Annotated in this window: 17 protein-coding genes; 14 read left to right on the top strand and 3 right to left on the bottom strand. The window is 65.2% G+C overall.

The window, feature by feature from the left end; all coding sequences use genetic code 11:
* Positions 1 to 13 precede the first annotated feature (13 nt).
* Together tusA and LMJ29_RS10100 are read right to left on the bottom strand one after the other, a co-directional pair.
* Complete coding sequence (tusA, locus tag LMJ29_RS10105) at positions 14 to 253, bottom strand: sulfurtransferase TusA (RefSeq protein ID WP_229605395.1); 240 nt, start codon at positions 251 to 253, stop codon at positions 14 to 16.
* 143 nt (positions 254 to 396) lie between these two features.
* The gene (locus LMJ29_RS10100; RefSeq protein WP_229605394.1) at positions 397 to 1,089 is read right to left on the bottom strand and encodes an alpha/beta family hydrolase; all 693 of its coding nucleotides are present in this window, start codon (positions 1,087 to 1,089) and stop codon (positions 397 to 399) included.
* Positions 1,090 to 1,140: 51 nt separating this feature from the next.
* On the opposite strand from LMJ29_RS10100, the gene ccoN (LMJ29_RS10095) reads away from it, so the two are divergent.
* The 14 genes from ccoN (LMJ29_RS10095) (at position 1,141) to fnr (ending at position 15,575) form a co-directional block, all read left to right on the top strand.
* Complete coding sequence (gene ccoN, locus LMJ29_RS10095) at positions 1,141 to 2,583, top strand: cytochrome-c oxidase, cbb3-type subunit I (RefSeq protein WP_229605393.1); 1,443 nt, start codon at positions 1,141 to 1,143, stop codon at positions 2,581 to 2,583.
* Complete coding sequence (ccoO, locus tag LMJ29_RS10090; protein ID WP_229605392.1) at positions 2,583 to 3,194, top strand: cytochrome-c oxidase, cbb3-type subunit II; 612 nt, start codon at positions 2,583 to 2,585, stop codon at positions 3,192 to 3,194. Before ccoN (LMJ29_RS10095) ends, ccoO (LMJ29_RS10090) begins: the two co-directional genes overlap by 1 nt.
* 29 nt (positions 3,195 to 3,223) lie before the next feature.
* A complete protein-coding gene (gene ccoP / locus LMJ29_RS10085; RefSeq protein WP_229605391.1) occupies positions 3,224 to 4,153 on the top strand; it encodes a cytochrome-c oxidase, cbb3-type subunit III in 930 nt (309 codons plus the stop codon).
* 353 nt (positions 4,154 to 4,506) lie between these two features.
* Positions 4,507 to 5,949: a cytochrome-c oxidase, cbb3-type subunit I gene (gene ccoN / locus LMJ29_RS10080; protein WP_229605390.1), complete on the top strand. Its 1,443-nt coding sequence runs from the start codon at positions 4,507 to 4,509 to the stop codon at positions 5,947 to 5,949.
* Positions 5,949 to 6,560: a cytochrome-c oxidase, cbb3-type subunit II gene (gene ccoO, locus LMJ29_RS10075; RefSeq protein ID WP_229605389.1), complete on the top strand. Its 612-nt coding sequence runs from the start codon at positions 5,949 to 5,951 to the stop codon at positions 6,558 to 6,560. Before ccoN (LMJ29_RS10080) ends, ccoO (LMJ29_RS10075) begins: the two co-directional genes overlap by 1 nt.
* A gap of 6 nt (positions 6,561 to 6,566) precedes the next feature.
* Complete coding sequence (locus LMJ29_RS10070; RefSeq protein WP_229605388.1) at positions 6,567 to 6,752, top strand: cbb3-type cytochrome oxidase subunit 3; 186 nt, start codon at positions 6,567 to 6,569, stop codon at positions 6,750 to 6,752.
* On the top strand, positions 6,749 to 7,675 hold the full coding sequence (gene ccoP / locus LMJ29_RS10065; protein WP_229605387.1) for a cytochrome-c oxidase, cbb3-type subunit III: 927 nt from the start codon (positions 6,749 to 6,751) through the stop codon (positions 7,673 to 7,675). Before LMJ29_RS10070 ends, ccoP (LMJ29_RS10065) begins: the two co-directional genes overlap by 4 nt.
* A 244-nt stretch (positions 7,676 to 7,919) precedes the next feature.
* Positions 7,920 to 9,341 carry a cytochrome c oxidase accessory protein CcoG gene (gene ccoG, locus LMJ29_RS10060; RefSeq protein ID WP_229605386.1) on the top strand — a complete coding sequence of 474 codons (1,422 nt, stop codon included), beginning with the start codon at positions 7,920 to 7,922 and terminating at the stop codon, positions 9,339 to 9,341.
* A gap of 15 nt (positions 9,342 to 9,356) precedes the next feature.
* Positions 9,357 to 9,863, top strand: a complete 507-nt coding sequence (locus LMJ29_RS10055) for a FixH family protein (protein WP_229605385.1) — start codon at positions 9,357 to 9,359, stop codon at positions 9,861 to 9,863.
* An 11-nt stretch (positions 9,864 to 9,874) separates the two neighbouring features.
* Positions 9,875 to 12,343, top strand: a complete 2,469-nt coding sequence (locus LMJ29_RS10050; RefSeq protein ID WP_229605384.1) for a heavy metal translocating P-type ATPase — start codon at positions 9,875 to 9,877, stop codon at positions 12,341 to 12,343.
* A 13-nt stretch (positions 12,344 to 12,356) separates the two neighbouring features.
* Entirely contained in the window at positions 12,357 to 12,587 is a 231-nt protein-coding gene (ccoS, locus tag LMJ29_RS10045; RefSeq protein ID WP_229605383.1) for a cbb3-type cytochrome oxidase assembly protein CcoS, read from the top strand.
* The gene (locus LMJ29_RS10040) at positions 12,580 to 13,284 is read left to right on the top strand and encodes a sulfite exporter TauE/SafE family protein (RefSeq protein ID WP_229605382.1); all 705 of its coding nucleotides are present in this window, start codon (positions 12,580 to 12,582) and stop codon (positions 13,282 to 13,284) included. Before ccoS ends, LMJ29_RS10040 begins: the two co-directional genes overlap by 8 nt.
* Positions 13,285 to 13,363: 79 nt before the next feature.
* Complete coding sequence (gene hemN, locus LMJ29_RS10035; RefSeq protein ID WP_229605381.1) at positions 13,364 to 14,746, top strand: oxygen-independent coproporphyrinogen III oxidase; 1,383 nt, start codon at positions 13,364 to 13,366, stop codon at positions 14,744 to 14,746.
* Positions 14,747 to 14,831: 85 nt separating this feature from the next.
* On the top strand, positions 14,832 to 15,575 hold the full coding sequence (gene fnr, locus LMJ29_RS10030) for a fumarate/nitrate reduction transcriptional regulator Fnr (protein WP_229605380.1): 744 nt from the start codon (positions 14,832 to 14,834) through the stop codon (positions 15,573 to 15,575).
* A 73-nt stretch (positions 15,576 to 15,648) separates the two neighbouring features.
* Here fnr and recR read toward each other — a convergent pair whose 3' ends face one another.
* The gene (gene recR, locus LMJ29_RS10025; RefSeq protein ID WP_229605379.1) at positions 15,649 to 16,248 is read right to left on the bottom strand and encodes a recombination mediator RecR; all 600 of its coding nucleotides are present in this window, start codon (positions 16,246 to 16,248) and stop codon (positions 15,649 to 15,651) included.
* Between the last annotated feature and the right edge of the window lie 46 nt (positions 16,249 to 16,294).

Raw genomic sequence — 16,294 nt, 5'->3', positions numbered from 1 at the left:
TCTTACTGCACGGTCAGTCCGCCTTCTTGCGGATCCAGTACAGGTAGGTGCCGGCCTCTTCCTGCTGCTCGAGCAGCTCATGGCCGAGAAAGATGCAGAACTTGGGGATGTCGCGGCGGGTCGAGGGGTCGGTGGCGATCACCTTGAGCAGCCCCCCGGCCGGCAGGTCGCGCACCTTGTTGTGCAGCATCATCACCGGCTCGGGGCAATTGAGACCGGTGGCGTCGAGAATGGCATCGGGTTGCTGGGACATGAGGGGACTCCGCGAGACAGGCCGGCATTGTCGCGCAAAGCGCCGCGACGGCCAACCGAGCGGCCCGGCTCGGCCAGCGATTCCCGCGTAGACCTTCCGCCACCCCGGCTGGTGGATCCGCCCAACCACCTACACCTGGCGAATCAACCGAGAAAATCGGCGATCGCGCTGGCGGCGCTGCGCAGGTGCTGGGCATGGGTGAACCCCGAGGCCTTGAGCGGCTTGAGGTCGTGGTCGGCGGCCGCCAGCCAGAGCAGACGGATCGCCGGCGACAGTAGATATCCGGCCACCTCTTCGCGATTGCCCAGCGCGTCCCGCTCTCCCTGCACGATCAGGGTCGGAGTGCTCAGCGCAGCCAGATGCGCCACCCGCGGCTGCTCCGGCTTGCCGGCGGCATGAAAGGGATAGCCGAGGCAGACCAGCGCCTGCGCGCCCAATTCATCGGCCAGCATGCTGGCCATGCGTCCGCCCATCGACTTGCCGCCCACCGCCCAGGCGCCCGGCTCGCGTTCGTTCACCTCGCGCCACACCGCGCGCCAGCAGTCGAGCAGTTGGGCCTGCGGATTGGGCGGACGCTTGCCGCCCTCGCGACGACGGACTGCCATATACGGGAACTCGAAGCGCACCACGCGTATCCCCGACTCGCCCAGCAGCGCCGCCATTTCGCTCATGAACGGACTGTCCATCGGCGCCCCGGCTCCGTGAGCAAGAATCAGGCCGCAGCGCGCCTCACCGACCGGCCCTGACCACAAAAGCTCGGAAAAACTCACAGGAATACCCCCACTCCCCTTAGGGTGTTGATTTGTATCAACATCTGTCCAAGACGCTTTATCCATGCTGACGCTGATCTTTTTCCGATCAAGCCCATTAGTCGTGGAACCTCGAAAATGAGCACAGAAAACCTCAGGACTGCTTATAACTATAAGGTGGTCCGCCAGTTCGCCGTCATGACGGTGATCTGGGGGATCGTCGGTATGGCGGCGGGCGTATTCATCGCCGCGCAACTGGTATGGCCGGGGCTCAACCTCGACCTGCCATGGACCAGCTTCGGTCGCCTGCGACCGTTGCACACCAACGCGGTGATCTTCGCCTTCGGCGGTTGCGCGCTGTTCGCCACTTCGTTCTACTCGGTGCAACGCACCTGCCAGACCCGCCTGTTCGGCGGTCCGCTGGCCAGCTTCGTGTTCTGGGGCTGGCAACTGGTGATCCTGCTCGCCGCCATCACCCTGCCGCTGGGCTACACCTCCTCCAAGGAGTACGCCGAGCTGGAGTGGCCGATCGATATCCTGATCGCCGTGGTGTGGGTGGCTTACGCCGTGGTGTTCTTCGGCACCGTGATGCAGCGCAAGACCAAGCACATCTACGTGGGCAACTGGTTCTTCGGCGCCTTCATCCTGGTGACGGCGATGCTGCACATCGTCAATAACATGGAACTGCCGATCGGCCTGCTCAAATCCTACTCACTGTATTCCGGCGCCACCGACGCCATGGTGCAGTGGTGGTACGGCCACAACGCCGTGGGCTTCTTCCTGACCACCGGCTTCCTCGGCATGATGTACTACTTCGTGCCCAAGCAGGCCGAGCGTCCGGTCTACTCCTACCGCCTGTCCATCGTCCACTTCTGGGCGTTGATCACCCTGTACATCTGGGCCGGCCCGCACCACCTGCACTACACCGCCCTGCCCGACTGGGCCCAGTCCCTGGGCATGGTGATGTCCGTCATCCTGCTGGCTCCGAGCTGGGGCGGCATGATCAACGGCATGATGACCCTCTCCGGTGCCTGGCACAAACTGCGCCATGACCCGATCCTGCGCTTCCTGGTGGTTTCCCTGGCCTTCTACGGCATGTCCACCTTCGAAGGCCCGATGATGGCGATCAAGACCGTCAACGCCCTGTCCCACTACACCGACTGGACCATCGGCCACGTGCACGCCGGCGCCCTCGGCTGGGTTGCGATGGTGTCCATCGGCTCGCTGTATCACCTGCTGCCGAAGGTGTTCGGTCGCAAGGAAATGCACAGCACCGCCCTGATCAACGCCCACTTCTGGCTGGCCACCATCGGCACCGTGCTGTACATCGCCTCGATGTGGGTCAACGGCATCACCCAGGGCCTGATGTGGCGCGCGGTCAACGAGGACGGCACCCTGACCTACTCGTTCGTCGAAGCCCTCGAAGCCAGCCATCCGGGCTTCATCGTGCGCATGATCGGCGGTGCCTTCTTCCTCTTCGGCATGCTGCTGATGGCCTACAACACCTGGCGTACCGTGCGCGTGGCCAAGGCCTCTGAAATGACCGCTGCCGAGCAGTTCGTGGTTCAAGGAGCCCATTGATGAACAAGCACGAAATCATCGAGAAGAACATCGGTCTGATGACCCTGCTGATGGTGCTCGCCGTCAGCATCGGCGGCCTGACCCAGATCGTCCCGCTGTTCTTCCAGGACGTGGTCAACACCCCGGTGGAGGGCATGAAGCCCTACACCGCCCTGCAGCTGGAAGGCCGCGACGTCTACATCAAGGAAGGCTGCGTGAGCTGCCACTCGCAGATGGTGCGTCCGTTCCGCGCCGAAACCGAGCGCTACGGCCACTACTCCGTTGCCGGCGAGAGCGTCTGGGACCACCCCTTCCTGTGGGGTTCCAAGCGTACCGGTCCGGACCTGGCCCGCGTCGGCGGCCGCTACTCCGACGACTGGCACCGCGCCCACCTGTACAACCCGCGCAACGTGGTGCCCGAGTCGAAGATGCCCTCCTACCCGTGGCTGGTGGAGAACAAGCTGACCGGCCAGGACACCGCCGCCAAGCTGCAAGCCATGCGCACCCTGGGCGTGCCGTACACCGATGCCGACATCGAAGGTGCCCGCGACGCGGTCAAGGGCAAGACCGAAATGGACGCCCTGGTCGCGTACCTGCAGGTCCTCGGCACCAGCATCAAGAACAAGCGCTGATGCGCGGCCTTAGCCAGGAGTAAGCATCCATGACAGGCTTTTGGAGTTTTTACGTCACCCTGCTCACCGTCGGCACCCTGGTGGTGCTGTGGTGGCTGATCTTCGCAACCCGCAAGGGCCAGCGCCCGGACACCACCGACCAGACCATGGGCCACTCCTTCGACGGCATCGAGGAGTACGACAACCCGCTGCCGCGCTGGTGGTTCCTGCTGTTCATCGGCACCCTGATTTTCGGCGCCCTCTACCTGGTGCTCTACCCGGGCCTGGGCAACTGGAAGGGCGTCCTGCCGGGCTACGAGAATGGCTGGACCCAGGTCAACCAGTGGAAACGCGAGATGGATCGCGCCGATGCTGAGTACGGCCCGCTGTTCGCCAAGTACGCCGCCATGCCGGTGGCCGAGGTGGCCAAGGATGCGCAAGCCCTGAAGATGGGCTCGCGCATGTTCGCCTCCTACTGTGGCGTCTGCCACGGCTCCGACGCCAAGGGCAGCTACGGCTTCCCCAACCTGACCGACAGCCACTGGCGCTGGGGCGGCGAGGCCGACACCATCAAGACCACCATCCTCGGTGGTCGCCATGGCATGATGCCGGCATGGGGCGCCGTTATCGGCGAGGAAGGCGTGAAGAACGTCGCCGCCTACGTGCGCAGCGATCTGGCCGGCCTCAAGCAGCCGGAAGGCGCCGAAGGCGATGCCGCCGCCGGCCAGAAGATCTTCGCCGCCAACTGCGTCGCTTGCCACGGCCCGGCCGGCAAGGGCACCCCGATGATGGGCGCCCCGGATCTGACCGCCAGCACCGGCTGGATCTACGGCTCCAGCCTGAGCCAGCTGCAGCAGACCATCCGCAATGGCCGCCAGGGCCAGATGCCGGCCCAGGAGCCCTACCTTGGCAACGACAAGGTGCACCTGCTGGCCGCTTATGTGTACAGCCTGTCGCAGAAGGCTCCGCAACAGCAATAAACAGGATGGGGCCGCGCAATGCGGCCCCATCCTTTCTTCCGTCGAATTCCCCTTCCTTTTATGCGACCGAGTGTCGCACCTATCCCGAAGCTTTCTTCACAGCCACCCCTGGCGGGATTAAGCTCTCTCCAAGTCGTACGCAGTTACAAAAACAATGCGACATCACACCTTGCGGCGTCTTTCGAGACACCGTTCCGCGCCCAACCGACAATGTCGACAGGTCTGTGAAAAGTACCGCCACGATGCCGCCGAGCCCTTGACTGACAGGCGCTCGCGTTGCAATGGCCCCCTCCTTTCTCCATACTTGCCGCCGTTTTTTTGTCCCGAAAGTCCATAACCGTGGAACCCCTGAAATGAGTACAGCAATCAGTCCGACTGCTTATAACTACAAGGTGGTCCGCCAGTTCGCCGTCATGACGGTAATCTGGGGGGTCATTGGGATGGGTCTAGGTGTGCTGATCGCCGCCCAACTCGTCTGGCCGAGCCTGAACTTCGACCTGCCGTGGATGAGCTTCGGTCGCCTGCGCCCCCTGCACACCAACGCGGTGATCTTCGCCTTCGGCGGCTGCGCCCTGATGGCCACCTCCTTCTACGTGGTCCAGCGCACCAACCAGGCTCGCCTGTTCAGTGACACCCTCGCCGCCTTCACCTTCTGGGGTTGGCAAGCAGTCATCGTTCTGGCCGTGCTGACTCTGCCGCAAGGTCTCACCTCCTCCAAGGAGTACGCCGAGCTGGAGTGGCCGATCGACATTCTGCTGGCGATCGTCTGGGTTTCCTACGCCGTTGTGTTCTTCGGCACCATCCTGAAGCGCAAGACCAAGCACATCTACGTGGGCAACTGGTTCTTCGGCGCCTTCATCCTGGTGACGGCGATGCTGCACATCGTCAATAACATGGAGATCCCGGTCAGCCTGTTCAAGTCCTACTCGCTGTATTCCGGCGCCACCGACGCCATGGTGCAGTGGTGGTACGGCCACAACGCCGTGGGCTTCTTCCTGACCACCGGCTTCCTCGGCATGATGTACTACTTCGTGCCCAAGCAGGCCGAGCGTCCGGTCTACTCCTACCGCCTGTCCATCGTCCACTTCTGGGCGCTGATCACCCTGTACATCTGGGCCGGCCCGCACCACCTGCACTACACCGCCCTGCCCGACTGGGCCCAGTCCCTGGGCATGGTGATGTCCGTCATCCTGCTCGCACCGAGCTGGGGCGGCATGATCAACGGCATGATGACCCTCTCCGGTGCCTGGCACAAACTGCGCCATGACCCGATCCTGCGCTTCCTGGTGGTTTCCCTGGCCTTCTACGGCATGTCCACCTTCGAAGGCCCGATGATGGCCATCAAGACCGTCAACGCCCTGTCCCACTACACCGACTGGACCATCGGCCACGTGCACGCCGGCGCCCTCGGCTGGGTCGCCATGGTGTCCATCGGCTCCATCTACCACCTGCTGCCGAAGGTGTTCGGTCGCAAGGAAATGCACAGCATCGGCCTGATCAACGCCCACTTCTGGCTGGCCACCATCGGCACCGTGCTGTACATCGCCTCCATGTGGGTCAACGGCATCACCCAGGGCCTGATGTGGCGCGCGGTCAACGAGGACGGCACCCTGACCTACTCGTTCGTCGAAGCCCTCGAAGCCAGCCATCCGGGCTTCATCGTGCGCATGATCGGCGGTGCCTTCTTCGTCACCGGCATGCTGCTGATGGCCTACAACACCTGGCGCACCGTGCGCGTGGCCAAGGCCTCTGAAATGACCGCTGCCGAGCAGTTCGTGGTTCAAGGAGCCCACTGATGAAGAATCATGACATTGTCGAGAAGAACATCGGTCTGATGACCCTGCTGATGGTGCTCGCCGTCAGCATCGGCGGCCTGACCCAGATCGTCCCGCTGTTCTTCCAGGACGTGGTCAACACCCCGGTGGAGGGCATGAAGCCCTACACCGCCCTGCAGCTGGAAGGTCGCGACGTCTACATCAAGGAAGGCTGCGTGAGCTGCCACTCGCAGATGGTGCGTCCGTTCCGCGCCGAAACCGAGCGCTACGGCCACTACTCCGTTGCCGGCGAGAGCGTCTGGGACCATCCCTTCCTGTGGGGTTCCAAGCGTACCGGTCCGGACCTGGCCCGCGTCGGCGGCCGCTACTCCGACGACTGGCACCGCGCCCACCTGTACAACCCGCGCAACGTGGTGCCCGAGTCGAAGATGCCCTCCTACCCGTGGCTGGTGGAGAACAAGCTGACCGGCCAGGACACCGCCGCCAAGCTGCAAGCCATGCGCACCCTGGGCGTGCCGTACACCGATGCCGACATCGAAGGTGCCCGCGACGCGGTCAAGGGCAAGACCGAAATGGACGCCCTGGTCGCGTACCTGCAGGTCCTCGGCACCAGCATCAAGAACAAACGGTAACGCGCCATGGATATCGGGACTCTGCGTGGATTGGGCACAGCCGTCGTGCTGATCGCCTTCGTCGGCCTGCTGCTGTGGGTATTCAGCGGCAGGCGCAAGAAGAATTTCGACGAAGCGGCCAACCTGCCCTTTGCCGACGAGCCCAAATCCGAAAAGCGTGAAGAAGAAGCTTCTAGGAGTAAGCACGAATGACCAGTTTCTGGAATTGGTACGTCACCGTACTAAGCCTCGGCACCATAGTGGCGCTGACGTGGCTGCTGTTCGCGACCCGCAAGGGCCAGCGTCAGGACACCACGGATCAGACCGTCGGGCACTCGTTCGACGGCATCGAGGAGTATGACAACCCGCTGCCCAAGTGGTGGTTCCTGCTGTTCGTCGGCACCGTGGTGTTCGCCCTCGGCTACTTGGTGCTCTACCCGGGCCTGGGCAACTGGAAAGGCGTCCTGCCGGGTTACGAGGAAGGCTGGACCGGCGTGAACCAGTGGAAGAAGGAAATGGCCCGCGCCGACGGCCAGTACGGCCCGCTGTACGCCAAGTACGCTGCCATGCCGGTGGCCGAGGTGGCTAAGGACGCGCAGGCCCTGAAGATGGGCGGCCGTCTGTTCGCCTCCAACTGCTCCGTCTGCCACGGCTCCGACGCCAAGGGTGCCTATGGTTTCCCGAACCTGACCGACAGCCACTGGCGCTGGGGCGGCGAGGCCGACACCATCAAGACCACCATCCTCGGTGGTCGTCACGGCATGATGCCGGCCTGGGGCGAAGTCCTCGGCGAAGTGGGCGTGAAGAACGTCGCCGCCTACGTGCGTGGCGAGCTGGCCGGTCTCAAGCTGCCGGAAGGTCATGATGCCGACGTCGCCGCCGGCCAGAAGATCTTCGCTACCAACTGCGTCGCCTGCCACGGCCCGGCCGGCAAGGGCACCCCGATGATGGGCGCCCCGGACCTGACCGCCAGCACCGGCTGGATCTACGGCTCCAGCCTGCCCCAGCTGCAGCAGACCATCCGCTTCGGTCGCCAGGGCCACATGCCGGCCCAGACCGAACTGCTCGGCAACGACAAGGTGCACCTGCTGGCCGCCTACGTCTACAGCCTGTCGCAGAAGGCCCCGCAGCAGTAAGTCATTCCGCGGTACAAACGCCGCTTTCCGGTCTCCGGAAAGCGGCGTTTTCATTGGTGCATTGCCTGGCGAAAACCCTCGCCCATCTGCCTCGTCATTGACCTCGGCGACTTGCACGGAATCGCGCGACCACCCGTCGCATGCAGCAGAACGTCATTAGGCGTACCATTGCAGAAAAAGTGAAATGACCCCGGACGGCCCTTACCGCCCGCGGTTCCCACTCCCCCTGCTGTGGTAGAGCCCGATGAGCGACAAGATCCCCGTTCAGGACGTAACACCCCCTGCCTTCCCTGCCAAGAAAGGCGAAAGTGTCGACCTCTACGCCAAGCGCGAACAGATCTACACCAAGGCCTTCACCGGCCTGTTCCGCAACATCCGCCTGGTCAGCGGGGCCTTCCTCTTTCTCCTGTTCTTCGGCACTGCCTGGATCAACTGGGGCGACCGTCAGGCGGTCTGGTGGAACCTGCCGGAGCGCAAGTTCTACATCTTCGGCGCCACCTTCTGGCCGCAGGACTTCATGCTGTTGTCCTGGCTGCTGATCATCTGCGCCTTCGGCCTGTTCTTCATCACCGTGTTCGCCGGCCGCGTGTGGTGCGGCTACACCTGCCCGCAGAGCGTGTGGACCTGGGTATTCATGTGGGCGGAAAAGGTCACCGAGGGGGACCGCAACCAGCGCATGAAGCTCGACAAGCAGCCGATGAGCGGCGCGAAGTTCCTGCGCAAGACCGCCAAGCACGCCATCTGGCTGGGCGTGGCACTGCTCACCGCACTGACCTTCGTCGGCTACTTCACCCCGATCCGCCAATTGGTGGTCGATCTGTTCACCTTCAACCTCGAGGGTTGGGCACTGTTCTGGGTCGGCTTCTTCACCCTGGCCACCTACGGCAACGCCGGCTGGCTACGCGAACAGGTGTGCATCCACATGTGCCCCTACTCGCGCTTCCAGAGCGTGATGTTCGACAAGGACACCCTGATCGTCTCCTACGACGCCAGCCGTGGCGAGAACCGCGGTCCGCGCAAGAAAGGTGCCGACTACAAGGCCCAGGGCCTGGGCGACTGCATCGATTGCAAGATGTGCGTGCATGTCTGCCCGACCGGCATCGACATCCGCAACGGCCTGCAGATCGCCTGCATCGGCTGCGCCGCCTGCGTCGACGCCTGTGACAGCATCATGGACAAGATGGGCTACCCGCGTGGTCTGGTCGGCTATACCACCGAGCACAACCTCAATGGCCACAAGACCCAGATCGTCCGTCCGCGCCTGATCGGCTACGCCATCGCCCTGCTGGTGATGATGGCCGCCTTCGCCGCCGCACTGGTGATGCGCCCCCTCGCCGAACTCGACGTACTCAAGGACCGCGTGCTCTATCGCGAGAACGAGCAAGGCCGCATCGAGAACGTCTATACCCTGCGCATCATGAACAAGGACCAGCGCGAGCACGTCTATACCATCGCCGTGGAAGGCCTCGACGGCCTGGCCCTCGAAGGCCAGCGCGAAGTGAAGGCAGCGGCGGGTGAAGTGATCTCGGTACCGATCGAGCTGTCCATCGAGCCGGAACAGCTGCCTTCCAGTACCAATGAGATTCTCTTTACAATTCAGGCCGCCGACCTCCCCGGCAAGACCTTCGACGCCGAAAGCCGCTTCATCGGCCCCAGCGTCCGCTGAGAGTAGAGAAAGAACATGCAACAGCCCGAGATCACCACCCGTTGGTACAAGCAGTTCTGGGCCTGGTTCATCATCGCCATTCTGGCCTTCGCCGTGATTCTCGGCGTGGGCCTGGTGATCGTCTCCGTGCGCACGGCCGATACCCTGGTGGCCGACAACTACTATGACGTCGGCAAGGGCATCAACCAGTCGCTCGAACGCGAGCAACTGGCTGCGCGCCTGGGGATGCAGGCGACCCTCACCCTCGACGAACAGAGCGGCACCGCCGAGCTGCGTCTGACCGGTATCAGTCAGCCGGCGCAGCTGGTCCTCAACCTGATTTCACCGACCCAGCCGGAACGCGACCGTCGCGTCATTCTCCAGCCGGTGGGCGGCGAGCACGGCCTGTACCGCGGCCAGATGCAGGACGCGGTGAGCGGCCGCCGCTTCGTCGAGCTGATCGGCCAGGAGGGCGGCAAGGACTGGCGGCTGTTCGACGAGTTCGTCCTGGAAGACCGTCGCTCGATCAGTCTGGCGCCCTGACGCCCTTCGTCATGGCCACTCCCCTGCCCTGCTTCCACTGCGGGCTGCCCGTTCCCGAGGGCAGCCCGTATCACGCCCACATCCTCGGCGAATCACGCGACATGTGCTGCCCCGGCTGCCAGGCGGTGGCCGAAGCCATCGTCGCCGGCGGCCTGGAAAGCTACTATCGCCACCGCAGCGAGACCGCCGCCAACCCCGAAGCCCTGCCCAAGGTCCTCGCCGATGAACTGGCGCTGTACGACCGTACCGACGTTCAGCAGGGACTGGTTCAGCACAGCGGCGAGCAGGCGGAAACCTGCCTGCTGATCGAAGGCATCAGTTGCGCCGCCTGCGGCTGGCTGATCGAGCACCACCTCAAGAAACTGTCCGGCGTCAGCCAGGCCAGCCTCAACCTGTCCAACCACCGCCTGCAGGTGCGCTGGGACGACAGCCATCTGCCTCTCAGCCAGCTGCTCGCCGAACTGCGCCGGATCGGCTACGCCGCCCATCCCTACCAGGCCGATGCCGCCGCCGAGCAGATGCAGCGCGAGAATCGCCTGGCCCTGCGCCAGCTCGGCGTCGCCGGCCTGCTGTGGATGCAGGTGATGATGGCCGCCATGGCGACCTGGCCGGAATTCAACCTCGACCTCAGCGCCAGCTTCGATGGCATCCTGCGCTGGACCAGCCTGTTGCTGACCACGCCCATCGTCTTCTATTGCTGCGGACAGTTCTTCCGCGGCGCCCTGCGCGACCTGCGAACCCGTCACCTGACCATGGACGTCTCGGTGTCGCTGGCCATCGGCGGAGCCTACGTCGCCGGCCTGTGGTCGACCGTCACCGGCACGGGCGAGCTGTACTTCGACGCGGTGGGCATGTTCGCCCTGTTCCTGCTCGCCGGCCGCTACCTCGAGCGGCGCGCCCGCGAGCGCACCGCCCAGGTCACCGCCCAGCTGGTCAACCTGCTACCGGCCTCCTGCCTGCGCCTCGACGCGCAGGAGCACAGCCAGCGCATCCTGCTCAGCGAGCTCAAGGTCGGCGACCGCGTGCTGGTGCCGCCGGGCGCGGTGATCCCCGCCGATGCGCTGATCCTCGCCGGTCAGTCGAGCATCGACGAATCGCTGCTCACCGGCGAGTACCTGCCGCAGCCGCGCGTCGTCGGCCAGCGCGTCACTGGCGGCACGCTCAACGTCGAGGGCCCGCTGACCCTGCAGGTCGAGGCGCTGGGCGACGACACCCGCCTGTCCGCCATCGTCCGCCTGCTCGAGCGCGCGCAGACCGACAAGCCACGCCTCGCCCAGCTCGCCGACCGGGTAGCGCAGTGGTTCCTGATCGCCGTGCTGCTGGTTGCCGTCGTGGTCGGCCTGCTCTGGTGGCAGATCGACAGCGAACGGGCATTCTGGATCGTCCTCGCCCTGCTGGTCGCCACCTGCCCCTGCGCCTTGTCGCTGGCCACCCCGACCGCGCTGACCACCGCCACCGGCAGCCTGCACAAACTCGGCCTGCTGGTCACCCGCGGCCACGTGCTGGAGAGCCTCAACCAGATCGACACCCTGATCGTCGACAAGACCGGTACCCTCACCGAGGGCCGCCTGACCCTGCGCGAGATTCGCGTGCTGCGCGAGCTGGATGGCCAGGCCTGCCTGAGCCTGGCCGCCGCCCTGGAAAATCGCTCGGAGCATCCGATCGCGCGCGCCTTCGGCCGCGCCCCGCGCGCTGCCGACGAGGTACACAGCGAACCCGGCAAGGGTCTCGAAGGCCGCGTCGACGGCCGCCGCCTACGTATCGGCGCGGCCGACTTCGTCGGTCAGCTCGCCGGCCAGCCGGCACCCGCCATGCCCGACGAGCCCGGCCAATGGCTGCTGCTCGGCGACGAACAGGGCGCGCTCGCCTGGTTCTGCCTCGACGACCGTCTGCGCGGCGACGCCCGCCTGCTGATCGATACCGCGCGCAGCCGAGACTGGCAGATCCTGCTGCTCTCCGGCGACAGCTCGCCGATGGTCGCCAGCGTCGCTGCCGAACTGGGCATCAGCGACGCCCGCGGTGGCCAGACGCCGGACGACAAGCTCGCCGTGCTGCGCGAGCTGCACCATCAGGGCCATCGGGTGCTGATGCTCGGCGACGGCGTCAACGATGTCCCGGTATTGGCCGGCGCCGATATCAGCGTGGCCATGGGCAGCGCCACCGACCTGGCCAAGACCAGTGCCGATGCCGTGCTGCTATCCAATCGCCTGGACAGCCTGGTGCAGGCTCTGCAGGTGGCGCGGCGCACCCGCCGCATCATCGTCGAGAACCTCGCCTGGGCCTGTCTGTACAATGGTCTGGTGCTGCCGTTCGCCGCGCTCGGCTGGATCACTCCCGGCTGGGCGGCCATCGGCATGTCGGCCAGCTCGCTGGTGGTGGTGGTCAACGCCCTGCGCCTCAGCCGGGTGAGCGGCAGCAGCCAGCCGGTGGCGACCGCCATCGGCCACGCTCCCGAAAACCTGGTCACCAGCCGCACCTGACCCGGAGGTCATCATGTCCGCCCTCTATTTGCTGATCCCGGTTGCCGTCGTGCTGGTCGCCCTGGCCATCTGGATGTTCTTCTGGGCCGTCGACAACGGTCAGTACGACGATCTCGACAGCCCGGCGCACAGCATCCTGTTCGACGACGAGGATCCCCAGCACCAGGCCGGGATCGACGAGGCCAGCGCCAAGCCGACCGATGGCCAGGACCAGCCGACCGACCGGGAGCCGCCGCGTGGCTGACCTGCTGCCGCTGCTGCTGTCCGCCCTGATCCTCGGCCTGCTCGGCGGCGGCCACTGCATCGGCATGTGCGGTGGCCTGATGGGCGCGCTGACTCTGGCCATTCCCGCCGAACAGCGCCAGCGCCGCCTGCAGCTGCTGCTGGCCTACAACCTAGGCCGCATCGCCTCCTACGGCATGGCCGGCCTGCTCCTCGGCGCCGCCGGCTGGGCGCTGGCCAACAGCCCGGCGGCTGCCGTGCTGCGCGTGGTCGCCGGTCTGCTGCTGATTGTCATGGGGCTGTACCTGGCCGGCTGGTGGAGCGGCCTGACCCGCATCGAAGCTGCCGGCCGTCTGCTCTGGAGGCGCATCCAGCCGCTGGCCCGCGGCCTGCTGCCGGTGCGCAATGCGCCACGCGCACTGCTGCTCGGCGCCCTGTGGGGTTGGCTGCCCTGCGGCCTGGTCTACAGCACCCTGCTATGGGCCGCCAGCCAGGGCGATGCCCTCGACAGCGCGCTGCTGATGCTGGCCTTCGGCCTCGGCACCCTGCCGGTGCTGCTCGCCACCGGCCTGGCCGCCGAGCGCCTGACCGCGCTGCTGCGCCGCCAGGGCGTGCGCATCGCCGGCGGCCTGCTGGTCATCCTGTTCGGCCTGTGGACGCTGCCAGGCCCCCACCAGGCATGGCTGATGGGCCACGGCAGCGAGCAGCACGCCCACTAGAGCGCTTGATACAGGTCAACACCCCTCGGCGCGCCGGCTCCTAGACTTGGCCATAAGTCTTATTCTGCAGGGCCACCGCATGCTCGACGCCATTCGTTGGGATACCGATCTGATTCGCCGCTACGATGTGGCGGGGCCGCGTTATACCTCCTACCCTACCGCCGTGCAGTTTCACGACGGTGTCAGCCCCTTCGACCTGATCCAGGCCCTGCGCAGCAGCGCCCAGGCCAAGCGGCCGCTGTCGCTGTACGTGCACCTGCCGTTCTGCGCGCACATCTGCTACTACTGCGCCTGCAACAAGGTCATCACCAAGGACCGCGGACGCAGCGCACCCTACCTGCAGCGCCTGCTACAGGAGATCGAACAGGTCAGCCGCCACCTCGACCCCAGCCAGGAGGTCGAGCAGCTGCACTTCGGCGGCGGCACGCCGACGTTCCTCAGTCATGACGAACTGCGCCAGCTGATGGCCGGCCTGCGCCAGCACTTCCACCTGCTGGACGACGATACCGGCGACTACAGCATCGAGATCGACCCACGCGAGGCGGACTGGACCACCATGGGCCTGCTGCGCGACATCGGTTTCAACCGTGTCAGCCTCGGCGTACAGGATTTCGATCCCGCCGTGCAGCGCGCGGTCAACCGCATGCAGAGCCCCGAGGAAACCCGCTCGATCGTCGAGGCGGCGCACACCCTGCAGTTCCGTTCGATCAACATCGACCTGATCTACGGCCTGCCGCTGCAGAACGCCAAGTCCTTCGCGCGCACCGTGGACGAAGTCATCGCCATGCAGCCGGATCGCCTGTCGGTGTTCAACTACGCCCATCTGCCGGACCGCTTCCCGCCGCAGCGACGCATCAATGTCGAGGACCTGCCCAGCCCCGGCGAAAAGCTGGAGATGCTGCAACGCACCATCGAGCAGTTGGCCGCCGCCGGCTATCGCTATATCGGCATGGATCACTTCGCCCTGCCCGACGACGAACTGGCCATCGCCCAGGAGGAAGGCACCCTGCAACGCAACTTCCAGGGCTACACCACGCACGGCTACTGCGATCTGATCGGCCTGGGGGTTTCCTCGATCAGCCAGATCGGCGACCTGTACTGCCAGAACACCAGCGATATCGCCGCCTACCAGGGCAGCCTGGACAACCACCAGCTGGCCACCCGCCGCGGCCTGCATTGCGATGGCGACGACCGCATTCGCCGCGCGGTGATCCAGCAACTGATCTGCCATTTCAAGCTGGACTTCGCCGATATCGAGGAACGCTTCAACATCGACTTCCGCGGCTACTTCAAGGATGTGTGGCCGGAACTGCAGCGTTTCGCCGGCGACGGCCTGATCCGCCTCGACGACAAGGGTATCGACGTCACCGCCGCCGGACGCCTGCTGGTGCGCTCGGTGTGCATGCTGTTCGACCGCTACCTGCCGATGCTCAACACCCAGCGCTTCTCGCGAGTCATCTGAGATTCATGTTCGTTGTCACACATTGGCAGCCGCCGGCGTGCTGGGGTAACCTTGCGCACAAACTTCGCGTAGGTAGTAGCTCGATATGACCGCCGGCCAAGACAATATCAAGGTGCGCAACCTGCCCCAGGCGCACTGCAAGGAATGCAGCCTCTCCCCTCTTTGCCTGCCGCTGTCCCTGAACATGGAAGACATCAACGCGCTCGACAATATCGTCAAGCGCGGGCGACCGCTGAAGAAGGGCGAGTTCCTGTTCCGTCAGGGCGACAGCTTTACCTCCGTATTCGCCGTGCGCACCGGCGCGCTGAAGACCTTCAGCGTCACCGACGGCGGCGAGGAACAGATCACCGGTTTCCACCTGCCCAGCGAGCTGGTCGGCATGTCCGGCATGGATGCCGAGGCCTATCCGGTCTCCGCGCAGGCGCTGGAGACCACCTCGCTGTGTGAGATCCCCTACGAGAAGCTCGACGAGCTGTCGGTGCAACTGCCGCAGCTGCGGCGCCAGCTGATGCGCCTGATGAGCCGGGAAATCCGCGACGACCAGCAGATGATGCTGCTGCTGTCGAAGAAGACCGCCGACGAGCGCATCGCCACCTTCCTGGTCAACTTGTCCGCGCGATTCCGTGCCCGCGGCTATTCGGCCAACCAGTTCCGCCTGGCCATGTCGCGCAGCGAGATCGGCAATTACCTGGGCCTGGCCGTGGAAACGGTCTCCCGCGTGTTCACCCGCTTCCAGCAGAACGGCCTGCTGCAGGCTGACGGCAAGGAAGTGCAGATCCTCGACTCGGTGGAGCTGTGCGGTCTGGCCGGTGGTCGCATGGAAGGCTGACGATCAGCAATTCCGCCTGAAACAACGCCCGCGCCGGGTAACCGGGGCGGGCGTTGTCGTTTCAATGGCAGCGTTACAGGTCGAATTGCCGCCGGCCGGCCATGGCATGCGCCAGGGTGCCACCATCGACCAGCTCCAGTTCGCCGCCCAGCGGCACGCCGTGGGCGATACGCGACACCTTGAGGCCCTGCGGCGCCAGCAGCTGGGCGATGTAGTGGGCGGTCGCCTCCCCCTCCACCGTCGGGTTGGTGGCGAGGATCACTTCGCTGAAGCTTCCCTGCGCGACGCGCTCTTCCAGTTCGGGGATGCCGATGGCCTCCGGCCCCAGACCGTCCAGCGGCGACAGATGCCCCTTGAGGACGAAATAGCGGCCGCGATAGCCGGTCTGCTCGATGGCGAACACATCCAGCGGCCCCTCCACCACGCAGAGCAAACTATCGTCACGGCGTGGATCGACGCACTGCGGGCACAGCTCGTCTTCGCTGAGCGTGCGACACTGCCGGCAGTAGCCGACCCCCTCCATCGCTCGCGTCAGCGCCTGGGCCAGACGCAGGCCGCCGCTGCGATCCCGCTCGAGCAGGTGCAGCGCCATGCGCTGGGCGGTCTTCTGGCCGACTCCGGGCAGGATGCGCAGGGCATCGATCAACTGGCGAATCAGGGGGCTGAAACTCATGAGACTACCGGGGAAAACGGACGGGAGAAGGAAGGACTGCCGGATG

The sequence above is a fragment of the Pseudomonas oryzagri genome, from assembly GCF_020831405.1.
In the GTDB taxonomy this organism is placed as follows: Bacteria; Pseudomonadota; Gammaproteobacteria; order Pseudomonadales; family Pseudomonadaceae; genus Geopseudomonas; species Geopseudomonas oryzagri.
Note: the sequence above shows the minus strand (reverse complement) of the source record. Positions and strands in the feature narration are given on the sequence as shown.

Bases quoted from the DNA above. Each gene is read 5' to 3' on its own strand.
- fnr (WP_229605380.1), top strand. From the start codon at position 14,832: ATGACCGCCGGCCAAGACAATATCAAGGTGCGCAACCTGCCCCAGGCG.
- hemN (WP_229605381.1), top strand. From the start codon at position 13,364: ATGCTCGACGCCATTCGTTGGGATACCGATCTGATTCGCCGCTACGAT.
- ccoP (WP_229605387.1), top strand. From the start codon at position 6,749: ATGACCAGTTTCTGGAATTGGTACGTCACCGTACTAAGCCTCGGCACC.
- ccoO (WP_229605389.1), top strand. From the start codon at position 5,949: ATGAAGAATCATGACATTGTCGAGAAGAACATCGGTCTGATGACCCTG.
- LMJ29_RS10055 (WP_229605385.1), top strand. From the start codon at position 9,357: ATGCAACAGCCCGAGATCACCACCCGTTGGTACAAGCAGTTCTGGGCC.
- ccoN (WP_229605390.1), top strand. From the start codon at position 4,507: ATGAGTACAGCAATCAGTCCGACTGCTTATAACTACAAGGTGGTCCGC.
- ccoP (WP_229605391.1), top strand. From the start codon at position 3,224: ATGACAGGCTTTTGGAGTTTTTACGTCACCCTGCTCACCGTCGGCACC.
- ccoO (WP_229605392.1), top strand. From the start codon at position 2,583: ATGAACAAGCACGAAATCATCGAGAAGAACATCGGTCTGATGACCCTG.
- LMJ29_RS10100 (WP_229605394.1), bottom strand. From the start codon at position 1,089: ATGGATAAAGCGTCTTGGACAGATGTTGATACAAATCAACACCCTAAG.
- LMJ29_RS10050 (WP_229605384.1), top strand. From the start codon at position 9,875: ATGGCCACTCCCCTGCCCTGCTTCCACTGCGGGCTGCCCGTTCCCGAG.
- ccoG (WP_229605386.1), top strand. From the start codon at position 7,920: ATGAGCGACAAGATCCCCGTTCAGGACGTAACACCCCCTGCCTTCCCT.
- tusA (WP_229605395.1), bottom strand. From the start codon at position 253: ATGTCCCAGCAACCCGATGCCATTCTCGACGCCACCGGTCTCAATTGC.
- ccoN (WP_229605393.1), top strand. From the start codon at position 1,141: ATGAGCACAGAAAACCTCAGGACTGCTTATAACTATAAGGTGGTCCGC.
- LMJ29_RS10070 (WP_229605388.1), top strand. From the start codon at position 6,567: ATGGATATCGGGACTCTGCGTGGATTGGGCACAGCCGTCGTGCTGATC.
- ccoS (WP_229605383.1), top strand. From the start codon at position 12,357: ATGTCCGCCCTCTATTTGCTGATCCCGGTTGCCGTCGTGCTGGTCGCC.
- recR (WP_229605379.1), bottom strand. From the start codon at position 16,248: ATGAGTTTCAGCCCCCTGATTCGCCAGTTGATCGATGCCCTGCGCATC.